The 16,239-nt window shown below is 36.9% G+C and carries 11 protein-coding genes and 3 pseudogenes; 8 read left to right on the forward strand and 6 right to left on the reverse strand.

Annotated elements, in window-relative coordinates; genetic code table 11:
- The 3 genes and pseudogenes from GILLI_RS18505 to GILLI_RS19115 form a co-directional block, all read right to left on the reverse strand.
- A partial coding sequence (locus GILLI_RS18505; RefSeq protein WP_006987878.1) for a hypothetical protein occupies positions 1–477 on the reverse strand: 477 nt, incomplete at its 3' end.
- 69 nt (positions 478–546) lie between these two features.
- A complete protein-coding gene (locus GILLI_RS04210; RefSeq protein WP_006987879.1) occupies positions 547–846 on the reverse strand; it encodes a winged helix-turn-helix domain-containing protein in 300 nt (99 codons plus the stop codon).
- A pseudogene (locus GILLI_RS19115) lies at positions 843–2,579 on the reverse strand (DUF885 domain-containing protein). Before GILLI_RS19115 ends, GILLI_RS04210 begins: the two are co-directional and overlap by 4 nt.
- Positions 2,580–2,595: 16 nt before the next feature.
- On the opposite strand from GILLI_RS19115, the pseudogene GILLI_RS18780 reads away from it, so the two are divergent.
- Positions 2,596–2,784, forward strand: a pseudogene (locus tag GILLI_RS18780) (IS110 family transposase); the annotation flags it as partial.
- A gap of 28 nt (positions 2,785–2,812) precedes the next feature.
- Here the strand turns inward: GILLI_RS18780 and GILLI_RS04230 are convergent.
- Positions 2,813–3,997: a type I restriction enzyme HsdR N-terminal domain-containing protein gene (locus GILLI_RS04230; protein WP_006987881.1), complete on the reverse strand. Its 1,185-nt coding sequence runs from the start codon at positions 3,995–3,997 to the stop codon at positions 2,813–2,815.
- A 518-nt stretch (positions 3,998–4,515) separates the two neighbouring features.
- Here GILLI_RS04230 and GILLI_RS04235 point away from each other — a divergent pair.
- From GILLI_RS04235 to GILLI_RS04255, 3 genes are all read left to right on the forward strand, one after another.
- On the forward strand, positions 4,516–5,232 hold the full coding sequence (locus tag GILLI_RS04235) for a tyrosine-type recombinase/integrase (RefSeq protein ID WP_245545599.1): 717 nt from the start codon (positions 4,516–4,518) through the stop codon (positions 5,230–5,232).
- Positions 5,232–6,371 carry an IS91 family transposase gene (locus GILLI_RS04240; protein WP_006987883.1) on the forward strand — a complete coding sequence of 380 codons (1,140 nt, stop codon included), beginning with the start codon at positions 5,232–5,234 and terminating at the stop codon, positions 6,369–6,371. Before GILLI_RS04235 ends, GILLI_RS04240 begins: the two co-directional genes overlap by 1 nt.
- Positions 6,372–7,517: 1,146 nt before the next feature.
- A protein-coding gene (locus GILLI_RS04255; protein ID WP_156798644.1) for an IS3 family transposase occupies positions 7,518–8,647 on the forward strand; the annotation gives its coding sequence in 2 pieces (ribosomal slippage) (positions 7,518–7,779 and positions 7,779–8,647; 1,131 coding nt in all).
- A 292-nt stretch (positions 8,648–8,939) separates the two neighbouring features.
- Here GILLI_RS04255 and GILLI_RS04260 read toward each other — a convergent pair.
- A pseudogene (locus GILLI_RS04260) lies at positions 8,940–10,516 on the reverse strand (IS1182 family transposase).
- A 1,020-nt stretch (positions 10,517–11,536) separates the two neighbouring features.
- A complete protein-coding gene (locus tag GILLI_RS04270) occupies positions 11,537–12,043 on the reverse strand; it encodes a hypothetical protein (protein WP_006987888.1) in 507 nt (168 codons plus the stop codon).
- 1,426 nt (positions 12,044–13,469) lie between these two features.
- On the opposite strand from GILLI_RS04270, the gene GILLI_RS04275 reads away from it, so the two are divergent.
- From GILLI_RS04275 to mobB, 4 genes are all read left to right on the forward strand, one after another.
- Positions 13,470–13,826, forward strand: a complete 357-nt coding sequence (locus GILLI_RS04275) for a single-stranded DNA-binding protein (protein ID WP_006987889.1) — start codon at positions 13,470–13,472, stop codon at positions 13,824–13,826.
- A gap of 77 nt (positions 13,827–13,903) precedes the next feature.
- Positions 13,904–14,353, forward strand: a complete 450-nt coding sequence (locus GILLI_RS04280) for a JAB domain-containing protein (protein ID WP_006987890.1) — start codon at positions 13,904–13,906, stop codon at positions 14,351–14,353.
- Between the two features lie 440 nt (positions 14,354–14,793).
- Positions 14,794–15,174, forward strand: coding sequence for a BfmA/BtgA family mobilization protein (locus GILLI_RS04285; protein WP_006987891.1), 381 nt, complete (start codon positions 14,794–14,796; stop codon positions 15,172–15,174).
- 11 nt (positions 15,175–15,185) lie between these two features.
- Entirely contained in the window at positions 15,186–16,217 is a 1,032-nt protein-coding gene (gene mobB, locus GILLI_RS04290) for a MobB family relaxase (protein WP_006987892.1), read from the forward strand.
- Positions 16,218–16,239: the final 22 nt, after the last annotated feature.

The raw sequence follows: 16,239 nt of genomic DNA on the forward strand, positions 1-16,239 counted from the left end.
GCTCAATTCCTTTCTGGAAGGGACAATGGTTTTTGGAGCATCGGGAAAGAAAATAAATTTGAGCTTATGCCAATCCCAGCACAGCAGATAGAAACATGCGATCACCATAAGAGGAGAGGTGAGGAGAGACCCCTCAAACCGAACCGCAAAGGAAAGGAGAAAAATGTTCAGGATAATTGGAAAATATAGAAGGGCACCCAGAGTGGCAGTACGGGGAATAAACAATAGTACTGCTGCTGTCATCTGCGTTACTCCCACAAAAGGGTAGTAGAACCCGGTATGGTAAAAAGCCTCCAGGTAACTTCCCATAGGATGCGTAGTGGCTAAAGCAGTGAACCGTTCTCCATTCACTTTGACAAATCCTGAAGGTAAAAAACCCAATGCCAGCATTACTCTATTGAATATGGTGAAAAACCACAGCCATTTGTTTTGTCTTGCTTTTAAATGAATTCGATCTAATGTGGAGGAAATATTCATAATTAATATTTTGAAAGTACTTTGAATTACAAAGTTGTAATATAAATTTTTTTAGCTCTCACCAAGGCTTTATTTATGGGAATTGATAAGTTTTTCCAATGCCATAATATGTTCTTCGAACGCCTTCTTCCCCTGCTTTGTCATAAAATATCTGGTATTAGGTTTTCTGTCAATAAATGCTTTTTTAACACCAATGAATTCTTCCTTCTCCAGAGCCTTGATATGGCTGGCAAGATTTCCGTCAGTAACATCTAAAAATTCTTTAAGTGCAGTAAAATCGAGCGTGTCATTTACTGCCAGTGCAGACATGATTCCCAACCTTACCCTACTTTCAAAGGCTTTATGTAGATCATCCAGAAAAGTTTTCATTTCTCGTACTTCACATGCATAACAATTCCATACACAATGTGCATCAATCCAAAGCCCAAAGCCCAGAATAAAAGTCCGTATCCTATAAAATATGAAGCCAGAAGCCCCAGTAATATTTGAACAATACCTAAAGACCTTAATTCTTCAAAAGTAAATTTACTTGCATTGACCAGAGCCAACCCGTAAAAAAGAAGCGTTGCAGGAGCCAGAAATCCGTAAAGTCCATTGGAGAGAAGAATTAGAATAAAAATTCCACCTGTAACTAAAGGAATTGCCATGTTGACAACAGCTCTTCGGGCTGCAGGATTCCACAACTTCTCTCCATCTTTCTGAGACTTCTTCAGGGATAAAACTATTACTGTCCCCACTGCCAATACCAATATTACCAAAGCTAAAATGATAAGGTTCTCAACTTCCGCCGTCATTTCCTGTCTGTCTATAATATTATATAGTAAGGATCCATTCTCTACATAAAATAACCGGTAAGCTATATACGCTCCCACTAATGCATATATACCTACCATTATTCCTGAAAGTCCTGATAAGGATAAGAACTTGGTTGACCGCTCCATCATAGAACGGATCTCTGTGATTTCCTTAATGTATTTTTCTTCCGAATTCATAAAAAGTACTTTGTGACACAAAGTTATAAAAATTTCTTTTGTTCTACAAGGAACCGAAAAAAATAAAATAAAGGGGTCATTTTTATAAAAACCTAGTTCCCATGCTAATTGCTCCGCATATAAAGCCCAACCTTCAATATATGCTGTAAAAAGCCCTATAGTTCTAAAAATTGGAACACCTTCAAGTTCAGACTGAATTGCTATTTGAAAATGATGCCCGGGTATCCCTTCATGATATGCCAATGTTTTCATTCCAAATTTCACAGTTTCTTCCACATCTCTAAGATTAGCATAGAAAGTTCCACCTCTTGAACCATCCATTGCAGGTCTATAATAATAAGCGCTAGCAGAACCTTCTTTTTTAAATTCTGGAACACGTTTCACCTCAATACCTGCTTTCGGCCGCACATCAACGGCATAGTCTAAACCTGCACTTATTTCAGTTAGGATACTATTATATTCATCGAGAATCATTTGTCTTCCTTTTTATTTATTAGGAAATAAAAAACGATCTTCCTTACTTAACCTCTGAATGATGGTGCCTAGTGTATTGGTGGAATCTGTATACCCTTGGTCCAAAAGAATACTTTGCATTTCTTTCTTTATTCTTGCTACCTCTGACAGGCCGATTTGGTGTACTTCTTCTGGATTTAGATTAGTTGTTGTGTGTTGTTTCGATTGATAGCGATAGTAAGCTTCTCCATCGGGCAGCTTCCAAACACCATCATCTGAAGTAGCTTTTTCTTGTAGTTGTTCGAAATAATGAATAAGATTTTTGTAAGCGCCAAAGACTATTGTCTCTATTTCTTTTTCAACTTTTTTTTTGTAGGTGTCTTTCTGCTCTAGAGAGAGTTCATCTAATTTATCAATTTTCAATTCGAAATTTGTGAACAGAATATTTGATTTTACGGGAGACATGTTCTTATTGAAATCTTGATCAGTTGCTGTCCTATCGTTTTTGACACCAATAAATCCCTTCATTTCATCTAGAACACGATCTATAACAAACTTAGGAGGTATTATACCTTTTTTTTCAGCTATTTTTAAATTTTCTATTAATTGATTAAACTTAATATCAAATTTTGATAAACGCGCAATATGAATCTGCATCACTTATATTTCTGAGTTTATGTGCATTTTCACGGCTTGTAAGCATAACAAGGCATGCCGAGAAATCTATGAACGAATTGTTGCAAAAGGAAAGAGTAAAAAGCTGGCGCTTATTGCAGTTTGCAACAAGTTGCTGAAACAGGCATTTGCTATAGTAAAATCGGGGCTTCCCTATGATGAGAAATTTATATCAAAAATGGGATAATTTACTTGGAAGTTAGCTCAGTTCTTTGTTATATGCTGGCTTGCTTATAGGCTCTTCTAAATTGATCCCTAATAATTCCATATTTAATAAAATTAGAAATAAGACTTGCTACTTGAATATCTTCCCATTTGAATTCAATTGTATTATCAACTGTTCCTAAATAAATTCTATCATCTTTGATTAAACTTGGAGAATTCTCTTTTATATAATTAATTACCTCAATATTTTTAACCCTCCCTAATTTCCCCACGGTTAATGTTCCATCATGCCAAAATGAATATTTGCAATTCTCTTTAGTGACAAATCTGTCTAAAGCATATTCCAATGATAAATGGCTATTTTCAAAATCATCAATTGCTATATTAAAAATGGTATTACCTTTACTATTTCCCCATTTAGGATGATTTTTAGAAGATAATTTACCCATTATAGAAATACTTATTATTTCTGTTTCATTATTCAAATTCTCAAGCATAAAGTATCGATACATTCCTGTGAAACTTCCTCCTCCTGCATTTCCAAAAGTTGTATATCTTAGTCCTCCATCAATTACCTTAGTCTTGTCATTAATTTGGATGTTTTTAGCAATTTGCGACTCGTCATATATTAATCCAGCTAAATTTGTTATTAGTGGAATCCACATTTTGTTTGAATCTTCTCCAATTATTGCATCATTCAATAATATCTGATAGTTTATATCCAAAGGATCTTTATGATCAGGTCTTATCCAAGGTTCATTAAAATCTTCTTGAAACTTTAAATCAATTCCGGCGATGATATCTGCATAACTTGGGATAAATTCAATTTTGCAGTAGTCATCTTTTTCATTGTTCCAACTATAGCTTATTGTTTCGATTCCATTCGTCATTACCATTATCTCAGGGCCTAAAAACTCATCATAACCCATTACCTGTTGAAATACTTTATCAGTTAAATGAATATTAGGAGCTTTGCATTCTATCACAATTAGTGGGATTAATTCCCGAGAATCTTGATCTAATCCTAATACAATTATATCAGCTCGCCCTGGTTTCCCTTTTTTATAGTATGATAACGGAACTTCAACACTAATTAATTCTTGTGGCACATGATATTCATTAATTAATTTTGAGACGAATTCCTGCCTTACAATTTCCTCTGGAGTAACCTGTATGAGTTTTCTTCTTGAATTACAAAAAATACATTCTTTATTATTCTTCAAATATCTTTTCATATTACGAAAATTGCTGGATTCAAGGATTCAACGCAACAAAGCGTTATAAAAGGTTAGGTATTCAAATATAAATTTTTTCGTCCAAGCTTGCATATAACGGTCTTGTTTAACGCAAGTGGCGTGGAGTAGGGATACGTATTTGTCGGTTTTGTTGTTTTTTACTTGGTCTCTAAAATAACACTTTTAACACGATTGCCCGCTATTTGCTGTTAAACGATGTTGAACGAATCCTCCCTACGGTCGGAAGCTCTCCTGAACTATTCAATTTGGATCTTTTGTTTATAAAAGTAATGGATTTATTAATTTGTAGCTAAACTTTAAATCTTTTATCATGTTTAAAAAAAAGTAAGACCATTGCTGAACAGGCCTTTTCAGAGGTAGAAGGCTTCAGTACACTCCAGAACAATCTAGAACAAAGCTTTTCCATCAATGGCAAGGCAAAGAGCACCCTAAACAATTACCTCAGATGCCTGGCGCACCTTGCCCTGCACTATAATCAAAGCCCAGAGAAGCTCTCGGTGGAAAACATTGAGCAATACCTTTATTATTGCCAAAAACTCCACAAGACCCCTTCTGAAAGCTTCTTTAAGCACACCGTTTTTGGCCTTAGAGCTGCCTACAAGGTAATGGGCATGGAGACCAAGCGAGTGGCCCTGCCACAGATCAAGCGGGACCTTAAATTGCCAACCGTCCTGAGCCAAAAAGAAATCAAACGGCTTTTAAATGCGCCCAAATATCTCAAACATCGTTTGATCATTGGAATGCTGTATGGCTGTGGACTTCGCAGCTATGAACTGTGTAACCTAAAATTAGCTGACATTGACTTTGACCGCAGAACAGTCTTTGTTCCCAAAAAGAAGGGCAAGACCGATCGCTATGTTCCCTTGAGCAAACATTTGGACAGAGGACTAAAGAAGTACATCAAAACAGAAAACCCCCAAATCTATCTTTTTAACAGTCAGGTGTACAAAGATGGGAAAGCGCGGGGGCTGACCACCAACGGAATCCGTTGGGTGATCAAGGAAAACCGGAGCAAGATAGGCAGTTCCAAAAAAATTACCGCCCATACGCTACGGCACAGCTTTGCTACGCATTTGTTGGAATATGGCGTTGACATTGTCAGCTTAAAGGAACTTTTGGGGCACGCCCATATCGAGATGACTTTGACCTACCTCCATGTAGCTAATTTGCCCAGTGGCTCAAAGTTTTCTCCCCTAGACAAGCTCTACAAGTAATGCCCCCCAGACATACGGTAGCTGACATTCTGGAAATAGAACAGCTACAGCTCAAAAGTTTGAGCCTTACCTCATGGCATTATCGGGCTTTACAGGCCATAAGGAGATGCCGGACAAAAGCTATGGGCGGGCACATTGATAAATGCGATTGTTGCCATAAACTGCACATCAGTTATAACAGCTGCAGGAACAGGCACTGCCCATCCTGTCAAGGGCACAAGCGCGAAGAATGGATAAGGGCAAGAGAAGATGAACTCTTGAACGTTCCCTATTTTCACGTGGTGTTTACCCTTCCTAGTGAATTCAATAGTTATGCCCTTAGCCACGGCAAAATAGTGTACAGCAGTTTATTTAAAGCTGCTTGGCAAACTTTGCAGCAATTTGGGGACAATCCAAAACACCTGGGCGGAAGAATGGGTATGATTGCGGTGCTTCATACTTGGGGCCAGAACTTGAGCCTGCATCCGCACTTGCATTGCATTGTGCCAGGAGGTGGGTTGAGCAAAGCAGGGAAATGGAAAAAAGCAAAGAACCACGGCAAATACTTGTTCAACGTAAAATCTATGAGCCAGGTGTTTAGGTCAAAGTACGTAGCTGAGCTTAGAAAAAGTGAGTTGAAAATTTCTCAAAAAGTTTACAATACGGTATTCAGCAAAAAGTGGGTCGTGTATGCCAAACAACCTTTTAGAAGCCCGAAATATGTCATTGAATACTTAGGTAGATACACCCATAAAATAGCCATTAGTAATCATCGGATTGCTAAAGTTGACAGCAAGGACAGAAGGGTGACTTTTACTGGCAAAGAGTATCGGCACGGTGGCAGGAAAACTAGCTTAACGTTATCTACCCAAGAGTTTATCCGGCGGTTTGCCCTACATATCTTACCCAAAGGATTTACCCGGATACGGCATTATGGCATTTTGAGCAGCAGCTGGAAAAGGGAGAAGTTGCCAAAACTACAAGCCGAACTCGCCACTAAAAAGATAGAAATCAACAAAACAAGACAGCCGCTTTTGCATCGTCGATGCCCTATTTGTAAAAAAGGAAAACTGCGTACAATACTACTGTTTGATGGACGAGGGCCACCTGCAGATTGGAGAGAACTCCTAAAAGATAAAAAATTGATTATGGGCAACTAAGAATTGATCTGCGAAGGCGGACAGATCCTGCTATGCCTCAACTTTAAAATTAAATGATTAAAGCCAAAGATTGTAAAGAGAGATACCGAAAAAAACAAAAATGCAATTAGAAATGGAGTGAGTTCAATACAATTTGAAGCTTCAAGTAAAAGTTCCTCATCCGATTATCCTTCCTTAAATCCATCGTTTTACCCATAGAGAAATTTCCACCGGATTCGTCAACACAATATTCAGCTCTTGCCTATCGGCGAGCCGAATACTTAGTTATTATCTTGCGTTTTTATCCATTCGCAATCTTTGTTTTTTAGACGTTCTTATAAATTCCGTCGTATTGTTTTTTAAAGTTCTAATTTAATAATTTCCATTTAGATTCCATTACGGTTTTCCGCATTCAGTTTTTAAATATTTTTTCGGATGAATCTAATTTGGTCGGGGAACACAAAGTTTCGGTTTTGCACTTAAAAACCAAAAAAAATTCCGATTTAATTTCCGCGTTATTATTCCGTAAGAGTAAATTTCGGCGTAATGCTTTTAAAATAATTGGCAATTGCCTTGGGGCAAGCTCAATGTCTCCCGTGATGCAACTTAACATTGGAAAGCGGGAAAATTAAATTATTCGTATGAGTGATAATTTCGGCGTAATGATTTTTTAAATTTCTATTTCTATTTCTATTTCTATTTCTATTTCTATTTGTATTTCAGTTTCTATTTGTATTTCAGTTTCAATTTATTTTTGGTATTTCGATGCGTAATGTCTTGAATTTAAGCACAATTTTTGTTAAATGCAAGATAACGGTCTTGGTTAAGGCAAGTGGCGTGGAGTAGGGACACGTTCTTGTCGGCTTAGTTGTTTGTTTCTTGGTCTCTAAAATATAACTATTTGTTCAAATACCCGCTATTTGCGCTTAACCGATGTTGTACAACGTTGCGATCTTCGGAATATGTTGTTTTGTTGTCACCCTTTTTATGTCGTTTTAATCTTTTCTGAATCTTGATTTTATTTTTTCACGTCCGAGTTAGAATCCGTTTTTTATTCCTTTGTTCTTAATTATTTTTTCGCCTGAGTGATCATCAGATTGATAAATTTGTAAGCTTCCCTTAAAACCGAACTGTTTAAAAGTAGAATAATTCTTAAATTTAAACAGTATGAAAAAGAGTAAATTTTCCCCACAACAGATCGCCAAGATCCTCAAGGAGTTTGATAATGGTAAAACTGCTGCAGAGATTAGCCGTGACCATGGTGTTAGTACCGCTGCTTTTTATAAGTGGCGAGAGCGCTATGGCGGGATGAACGGTAAAGAGCTGAAACGCCTAAAGCAACTCGAAGAAGAGAACTTCAGGCTTAAACAGATGTATGCGAGTCTTTCCCTAGATCATGATATGGCCAAGGAGATCATCGAAAAAAAGCTCTAAAGCCCTGCCGAAAGCGAGCGATCACCAAAGAACTTATTCATTACGGTATTAGCAGGGCGTGCCGTGTTTTGGGAATGAGCAAGAGTGTTTATTATTATAAAGGCTTGTTCAAGGATGACAAACCGATAGAAGACGCCTTGAGGAAAAAAGTAGAAGATCACTCGGAAGAAGGTTTCTGGAAGGCTTATGACCGATTGCGCGACGAAGGAAAGCCATGGAACCACAAACGTGTCCATAGGGTATATGTAGCGCTAGGACTCCCTTTGAGAAGAAAGGTCAAAAAACGACTGCCTACCCGCATACAGGAACCTTTGGACGTTCCTGACGAGCCCAACGATACCTGGAGCATAGACTTTGTGAACGATGTCCTTGAGAACAAGAGGCGATTCAGGTCATTCAACGTTATTGACGACTTTAATAGGCAAGCCCTGCATATTGAAGTAGATTTTTCCCTTCCCAGCAACCGTGTGGTCTGGGTGCTGAACCATCTTATAAATCGTAGGGGAAAACCCAAGAAGATAAGAATGGACAATGGCCCCGAGTTTATTGCACACCTTACGGCAGAATGGAGCCAGATGCACAATATAGAATTCCAGTATATCCAACCAGGAAAACCTACGCAAAATGCGTTTATAGAGCGCTTCAATGGTTCTTATAGAAGAGGGGTGCTTAATAAATACATCTTTGAGGATATTCACCAAGTAAGAGAACAAACACAAATCTGGATGCACGATTATAACAATCATAGACCTCATGACGCACTAGGAAAAATGTCGCCGGTAAAATATGCCAAACTTTATTCTTCTGGGGCTAGCCCCAGAAGAATAAAAAATAATAACTTTATAGAAGTTTTAGAAAAATGAACAGTTCTAATTAGGGGAAGCTTACAAATTAAAAGCATTCAATTTTAACAATTATCTTTCCTGAGTAAAAGTCAGCGAACTGATTTTAAGAGCATTCAGTTTTGGCATTTCTTATCTTTTAAAATCTATTGTCAATAAAGTCAGAGTTGAGCGGGTTTTGTTTCTTATTTAAATCATAAAGAAGTCAGCACAACAGTTGCGGGAGATTGGTTTTTTATACTTAGAATTTTGATTATTTTTTTGAGTTTCTCAATCTGAGCAATGTTTTACAACGGCAGTCTGTCTAATAACCTTAGTAGTTCTGCCAATTTCGGACTAAAATAAGCCTTTTTGTAGCAGGCTTAAAAATAAAGTGGGAATTATGGATGTTGTAATTAAAAGTGAGGATGAACACCAAAATTGTTCTACACCCGTTCATAAAGGTAGAAAAATAAGCATAATTGGGTTCCAGTACCCCTTTCAATGCTTTTTCACCTATCAGATTTAATATGCGTCTGAGATTATAAGCAATAAAGATAAAGCCAACATCTGCAGAGGCCCGTTTCTTTCCTTTCTTGGAAAGGATATGATCAAAACCCCATTGTCTTTTCATGGTTCCAAAGGGATGTTCTACAATTGCTTGCCTGCGGCGGTACAATTGGGGATCAGCCTCCATATTTTTTTATTTTGTTCATAAACAGGAGTGTAAATATTCCTTGCCAGGATCCTCGCGTTTTTTGCCGTCGTACATAGCTCGCGAACCGGGCAGCCTTTGCAGGCTTTTGTTTTATACTGCTTGAATTTCGATTCGTTGGATTTCCCACGGTGGTTGATATAAAAGGTCCCATTGGTTTTCAGAAAATGATTCTCGGGACAGATGTAATGATCTTCCCGGGGATCGTAAATAAAATGCTGGATATTATACCTGGGATCTGGCGCATTGGAAGCTGGTGCCGGAATGGCTACCAGGGTTTTAATATTTAGTTTCTGCGCAATTTCCAACTCAGAACCTGTATGATAGCCTTTGTCAAAAAGAGCCGTAAAACTATTATTCCCCAGAATGGATTTTGCCCTTCTCACCATAGCTCCCATCGCCTTTCTATCGTTGTGGCTGGTGACTTCATAATCAATAGGTATGCAATTCTCGGCATCTACAGTGGACTGCACATTGTAAGCTACTTCAGTGATATTACTACGCAAGACCATATGGCGGCTCTCGGGATCTGAGGTAGAAATTTGTTCTTCTTTGGTTTGATCTAACTGCTCTTGTAATTTATGGTATTTATCCTTTCGGGTATTGTGCTTGTTCATTTCCTTATGAATATTTTCTTTAGCTAAAGTACTATCAGCCAGTTCCAGGGCATCGTTATATCCCTGAAGCTTGTTGTCAATATAATTAAGGTGGCGATCAATCTTCTTTTTATTGAAGTTGTTCTTTTTGCTGTTCTGGGCCCGCAGCTTGGTACCGTCACCTGCAATAAGCTTCCCTCCAATCAAATTAAAATTTTTTGCCAGCGCTACCGTAGCCCTAAATACTTTTTTGATGGCATCGGGATTGTCCTTTCTGAAATTCGCAATGGTATTATGATCTGGTGAAAGTTGCTGTAGGAGCCACATCAATTCAATGTTGCGTTTGGATTCACGCTCCAGGTTTCGGGAGGAGCGAAGACGGTTCATATAACCGTAGATAAATAATTTTAGTAGTACCCCCGGGTGGTAGGCTGGTCTTCCACCTTCAGGAAAATGTATCCGAAAGCCCATCTTTTCCAGGTTCAGGCTATCAACAAAAATATCTACGGCCCTTACCTCATTTTCCTGATCAATAGCATCTTCCAGCGATACAGGGAACAGCGAGGATTGTTTGCGGTCTTTTCCTTCTATAAATCTCATAGCATGAAGATACTACTAATCTCAAAGGAGTAGAAACAAAAATCACAATAGAAGTTAACAAAGTTATTAAGAATGGTAGGTTATTAGACAGTCTGACGGTCTTGGTTAAGGCAAGTAGCGTGGAGTAGGGACGCATTCTTGTCGGCTTAGTTGTTTGTTTTTTGGTCTCTAAAATAACACTTTTCACTCAATTGCCCGCTATTTGCGCTTAACCGATGTTGTGCAACGTATTTTTTTAATTCTGTCAATCTTTTTTCTGTTCTTGTTCAGTATGATTTTGATTATCATTAATCATTTTATCTTCATCATACATTGCATTGGACATTCCAAGCATCACTGCGGTAATGATTAAGATAAGCTTTCTTTTTATCCAATGGACGCAATGTTTGGATTTCTCTAAATGGTTTTTATTCTTTTGTTTATACATTTTAGTAATGATAAATGATTAGACATTTGTTTTATCATTTTATGCAGCGAAGTGCATATTCGCATAGAAAATTAAATAAGCTCTATGCTATGTATAAACTTGAATATTGGTTACTTGATGTGATTATTTTATTCAAAAAAACGTGTTGAACTATCATGGAATTTATATTTTGATAAAGTTCAATTCGTAATTTTAAAATAGTTAGAATTTGAGTACTATAAACCTCTCGAAGATTGCAATACGAAATGAATGCAATAAATGCTTTTCCTGACAGAATTTTTCTACCAAAGGTGTGCAGTTCCGAAGACTTATGGCCAAATTCTTTTCTAGTATTGACGTAGGAAACTTGATGATAGTTTGTGGAATTTATTGGAGAATAAATAAAACATTCGTTAACCGTCAGACCGAAAATCAGAAGGAAGGAAATCAGATATTTTATATATTTCATCAATTTATTTCAAATTTTCAATTGTAGTAAATATGTTGCACAACGGTCTTGTTTAACGCAAGTGGCGTGGAGTAGGGACGCGAACTTGTCGGCTTTGTTGTTTGCTTCTTGATGTCAAAAATATTACTTTTTGTTCAAATACCCGCTATTTGCTGTTAAACGATGTTGTGCCTCGTTGCTTAATCAGTTTTTCTATTCTCATTATTTTGGTCAATTTATTTAGTCCGATTTTTGAAATAATGTTAAAACTCAGTTCAATAAATACAAATCTTATAAATAGAAGTCCGATTAATAGAGTTGGTAAAAATTCAACTGCTTTTTCAAAACCTTCATTAAAGCAAATTAATCCAAAGCCTATAAAAGGATATGATAAAAGTATAGAAAACATCACTTTAAATGCTTTATGTATTTTTACTTCAATTTCACCTATAGTTCCGTCAAATTTTCCAGTCAACACGCAAATTGATCCGGTACCAATTTCAGATGATATTATTTTAAATTCAGTTTCAGATACTTGTCCGCGAAATGCTTTTTTCGTCCGGCTCGAAACTAGTGAATCTGTTATATCTGTATTTTGTTTTAATTCCGCTAGAGCTATTGAACAATCTTCTGTCAATTTAGCTTTTAGGTTTTTAGTCGGAAATAATTTCATTCAGTTCGGAAGTTTTTTAATGAGGCACAACGTCTGCGTATAAGCGCCGTTTTTTTTCAAATGGCGCTTATGCGCCGTTGCGTGCAGTAATTTAGCATTATTTGGTTAATAATGCGAATCAAAAATTACGAAGTCAGACGGGTGCTACAATAATTTCTTTTAAAATGGATTTTATTTTTACTTATGTGTCTTTATCCTCTCGCGCTGGATAAAGCATCGTTGGTAAAAAATTCGGGCTACGAGTCCAACTCCTGGAATTAAACTGCAAAATTACCGGAAATCCTCCATAGAAAATATGGTTTCTTTCCGCTACCTTTCCTCAGACTTTGGTACGTGTCAACGTTCTGATAGTAAAACTCTCAACGATTTCAATCGCACAAGTCTGAAAAAGGGAGCCTTCCTTTGTCCGCTCCCTTGATTTAATTCCAGGAGTTGTCCACATTTTAGTAACCTTTCCGCAAAATCCATTTTAATTTCCAGAAGCCCGTTTTATTGCATGCAACGTGTTATATGAAATCGAATATACACTTTTAATTGAAAATATTCCGGGATAAACGCAGATTTCATCGTGTTCTATAAAATCATCCTTATTATTTTATAGTTATGTTTTTTCCATAAACCTAATCAGCACATTCCCACTACATTCCGCAAAGAGCTTCATTACGGGAAAAGAGTTTAACTAAAAGAAGTCTTGGACACAACTTCAAAGACTCCGATTTCCATTCCACTTGCCCACTCATTCCCGAGAAAAATCGGGAAGCGGCCAAACTCCATTCTTATCTCTATCTTGAAGTCATGTCCGCTTTAAATCCTACTTAACAAAAATAATCCCTTTCCCCTACCCATTCAGCACATTCCCTTAAATTCCGCAAAAACTCCATTTCAGGAAAAGAGCTTCACTGCAAAAAGTCTTGGACACAATCCAAAAATTACACATTTCCATTTCGCTACCCCGATAAAAAAATCGGAACACTTCATTACAACCAGTAATTTCTGGATTAAGTCCGCCAGTCTGGAATTCCATTTATTATTCTTTTTTCCTCTTCAAATTCCTTTAATACTTCCCATGTTTATTTAAACCCACTCCCCGACCTCCACTGTCTTTACCTTTTTTGTAAAGCAAAATACCATGATTTAGAAGTTAGTCCAGACTGCATAAAGCCGGTCCCTGCGCTCCCTTTTTATAAGTCCTCCCTAATTCTAAATCCTGAAACTGTATCAGCATCAAAAAAGGTAACAGTGAAGGCTCTACGGAAAGTAAATTTTAAAACAGAAACCATGAAATCTTATCAAATCCATAAAACTGAAGCGGAAAAAGAGTTAAAAAATCAAAAAAGGAAAACGCTCAGGATACAATAAGTAAATTTTTTAAACCTACCTGTGGGTGATAGCAGGAAAATTAACAATTCATTTAAATTTTTCAATCATGAGTACACTTAGAAACAAAGTTCAATTAATCGGAAATGTGGGGAATGCCCCTGAAATCAAGAACCTTGAAAGCGGTAAAAAAGTAGCCAGCTTTTCAATCGCCACTAACGAATTTTATAAAGATTCAAAAGGCGAAAAAGTACAGGACACCCAATGGCACAATATTGTAGCCTGGGGAAAAATCGCAGATATCGTTGAAAGTTATGTAGGCAAAGGAAAAGAAATTGCCCTCGAAGGTAAATTGAGCTCCCGCTCCTACGAAACAAGCGAAGGCGAAAAAAGGTATGTTACCGAAGTGATAGCGAGTGAAATCTTATTACTGGGTAGCAAGAACGGAAATGACACTAACGAATAGTGTTTTAAAAATAAAGAGGGCGTTCCCTTGATAGTTGCGCCCTCTTTTTAATATTAACCCTTATAATACAGATCAATATGAAAACTAAAGTTAATGAAATTTCGATAAAATATCAGGGAAATTTTAAAATGAAACAGGCTCCTAAGATTACTTCTTCAAACAGTGCAGTAGAACTATTATTTGAATCTTGGGATAAAGACCGCATTGGATTACAGGAATGCTTTAAGGTCATGCTTTTAAACAATTCCAATAAAGTGAAAGGAATTTTTGAAGTTTCCACTGGAGGAATCACAGGTACGCTTGTGGATGTGCGAATCCTATTTGCAGTAATATTAAAATCACTTACGACATCTATAATTTTAGCCCATAACCATCCATCGGGAAATTTAAAACCCAGCGAAGCAGATAAGCAACTGACTAATAAAATTAAAAATGCAGGTGAATTTTTAGATATAAAATTATTGGATCATCTCATTATTATTCCAGATGGGGATTACTTCTCTTTTGCTGATGAAGGGATTTTGTAATCTTAGCTTCTTAATTTAATTACCTTAAAAAGATCTGGCGAGTTCAGATCTTTTTTTATGGGATAAATTTTCAATTTATGTATTAAAAACTGTATATTTAAAATGCTGAAATTCAGCATTCAATTTTACGTAGGGTTATCCATTTTTCGACTTTCGCCGATAACCATACCCATCGAAAAATAACATATCGGAAATTTATTTCCCTAAAATGGCAATTGGCTTTTTAGTCAGATTGTACGAAATTTTTGTCCCGCTTGGCGGGACGAAAAGGAGTAGCAAGAGGGTAACACGCTACGCGATGTTAAGCACTCCTTTTCGTTTTCAAAATGCTGATAATCAGCCACTTGAAAATAATATAATTTCCTATCTCTTAGCGATTTGCGACAAACGCTTCGTTAGAGCCCATTTTTAGAGAAGAATTTGCGACAAATCGGCGAATTATGGACTCATTTATTGGAATTAGATTCAAAAAGAAAATAGCAAAACGTTTTCAGGAATTTTCAAGAACACACTTCAAATCACATACCGAGGCAATGGGCACGATGCTCGATTTCTTCTTCTACAACGAAATCTCTCCAAAGGAAAAATTGGGTCCAACCGGAAGAACAATAGAAGCTTCAATCAAAAAAAGAATCAATGCGGTAATTGCCATAATGAGGGATATGGAAAAGACACAAACCAAGCCGACAGTTGCGATGATAGAATCTCTTTTTCAGACAGAAGCACCCGCAAAAAAACCTTTGATTTTGGAAAAGAAATTTATCGAGGAAAAGAAAGAAGTACGTTTTCAAGAAAAGCAAAATCCAAACAACGAACTTTAAATTTTCCAGAAATGTATATCACAATCACACCTCAAATATTAGGAGGCACCTACTCACAAAGTTCAGCAGATTTTGTAGGCTATCTGGAAAAAGAAAATCAAGGTCTGGAACAGGAAGAAATGGAAAACTTTTTCAATCAATATGGCGATGAGATTTCAGCAGAGGAAGTGGTAAAAGATATTGATGGAAATGGTGCTAAGCTCAAAAAGACCGAACCGAAATTTTATTCGATTACTGTTAGTCCTTCAAAATATGAATTGAACAGATTACAGAACAGCAGCGAAGATCTAAAAAAGTACACCCGTGAGCTGATGAAGGATTATGTTGCTTCTTTCAATCGCGAAATTAATGGACGCTCAATCAACATTGATGATATAAAATACTATGCAAAAATTGAACATCAAAGAACCTTTAAAGGAACTGACATACAGATAAGAGAAAATCAACCCTATGCAACGAAAATACTTCAACTTAAATCTGAGATCCGAAATGTGCAAGAAGGTAGAAAAGAAGGAAATATAAAGGAGATGCAAAAAACGATTACAAAATTAGAAAAGGAAGCACCACATCAGCACGATGGGAAACGAATTGTACAGGGAAAGCCAAAGGCGGGAAATCAAAGTCATATCCATATCATCGTTAGCCGCAAGGATGCATCAAATACCTTCAGTCTGTCGCCTGGAAGTAAACACAAAGCTTCGGAAGTGGAGATGCATGGTAAGAATGTAAAACGTGGCTTCGATCGAGATAAATTTTTTGAAAGTGCTGAGAAAACCTTTGATAAAACTTTTGTCTATCAAAGAAACTTTGCCGAGACCTACAAGGCAAGAAAGGATTTTATTAAAAATCCCAAAGTCTATTTCGCATCCCTTATGAAATTACCAACAAATGAAAAAGCATTAGCATTCAAAATAATGGGCAAATCTGGAATTCCAATAATGCCCAGTATTCCAATTACACAGGCTCAATTGGCAATGAAAATATTTAAAGGGCTTCGACGTGGTGTGGAAGTGGCCATCAAATCAAGTTCAATCGGGATTTAACGAAATAAACAATTAAAAATCA

Origin of the sequence: Gillisia limnaea DSM 15749, assembly GCF_000243235.1 — a bacterium.
Lineage (GTDB): Bacteria > Bacteroidota > Bacteroidia > Flavobacteriales > Flavobacteriaceae > Gillisia > Gillisia limnaea.

What these genes read in the sequence shown, in the direction of transcription:
- GILLI_RS04230 (WP_006987881.1), bottom strand. Translation starts at nt 3,997, where the DNA reads ATGAAAAGATATTTGAAGAATAATAAAGAATGTATTTTTTGTAATTCA.
- GILLI_RS04275 (WP_006987889.1), top strand. Translation starts at nt 13,470, where the DNA reads ATGAGTACACTTAGAAACAAAGTTCAATTAATCGGAAATGTGGGGAAT.
- GILLI_RS04240 (WP_006987883.1), top strand. Translation starts at nt 5,232, where the DNA reads ATGCCCCCCAGACATACGGTAGCTGACATTCTGGAAATAGAACAGCTA.
- GILLI_RS04280 (WP_006987890.1), top strand. Translation starts at nt 13,904, where the DNA reads ATGAAAACTAAAGTTAATGAAATTTCGATAAAATATCAGGGAAATTTT.
- GILLI_RS04285 (WP_006987891.1), top strand. Translation starts at nt 14,794, where the DNA reads ATGGACTCATTTATTGGAATTAGATTCAAAAAGAAAATAGCAAAACGT.
- GILLI_RS04270 (WP_006987888.1), bottom strand. Translation starts at nt 12,043, where the DNA reads ATGAAATTATTTCCGACTAAAAACCTAAAAGCTAAATTGACAGAAGAT.
- GILLI_RS04210 (WP_006987879.1), bottom strand. Translation starts at nt 846, where the DNA reads ATGAAAACTTTTCTGGATGATCTACATAAAGCCTTTGAAAGTAGGGTA.
- mobB (WP_006987892.1), top strand. Translation starts at nt 15,186, where the DNA reads ATGTATATCACAATCACACCTCAAATATTAGGAGGCACCTACTCACAA.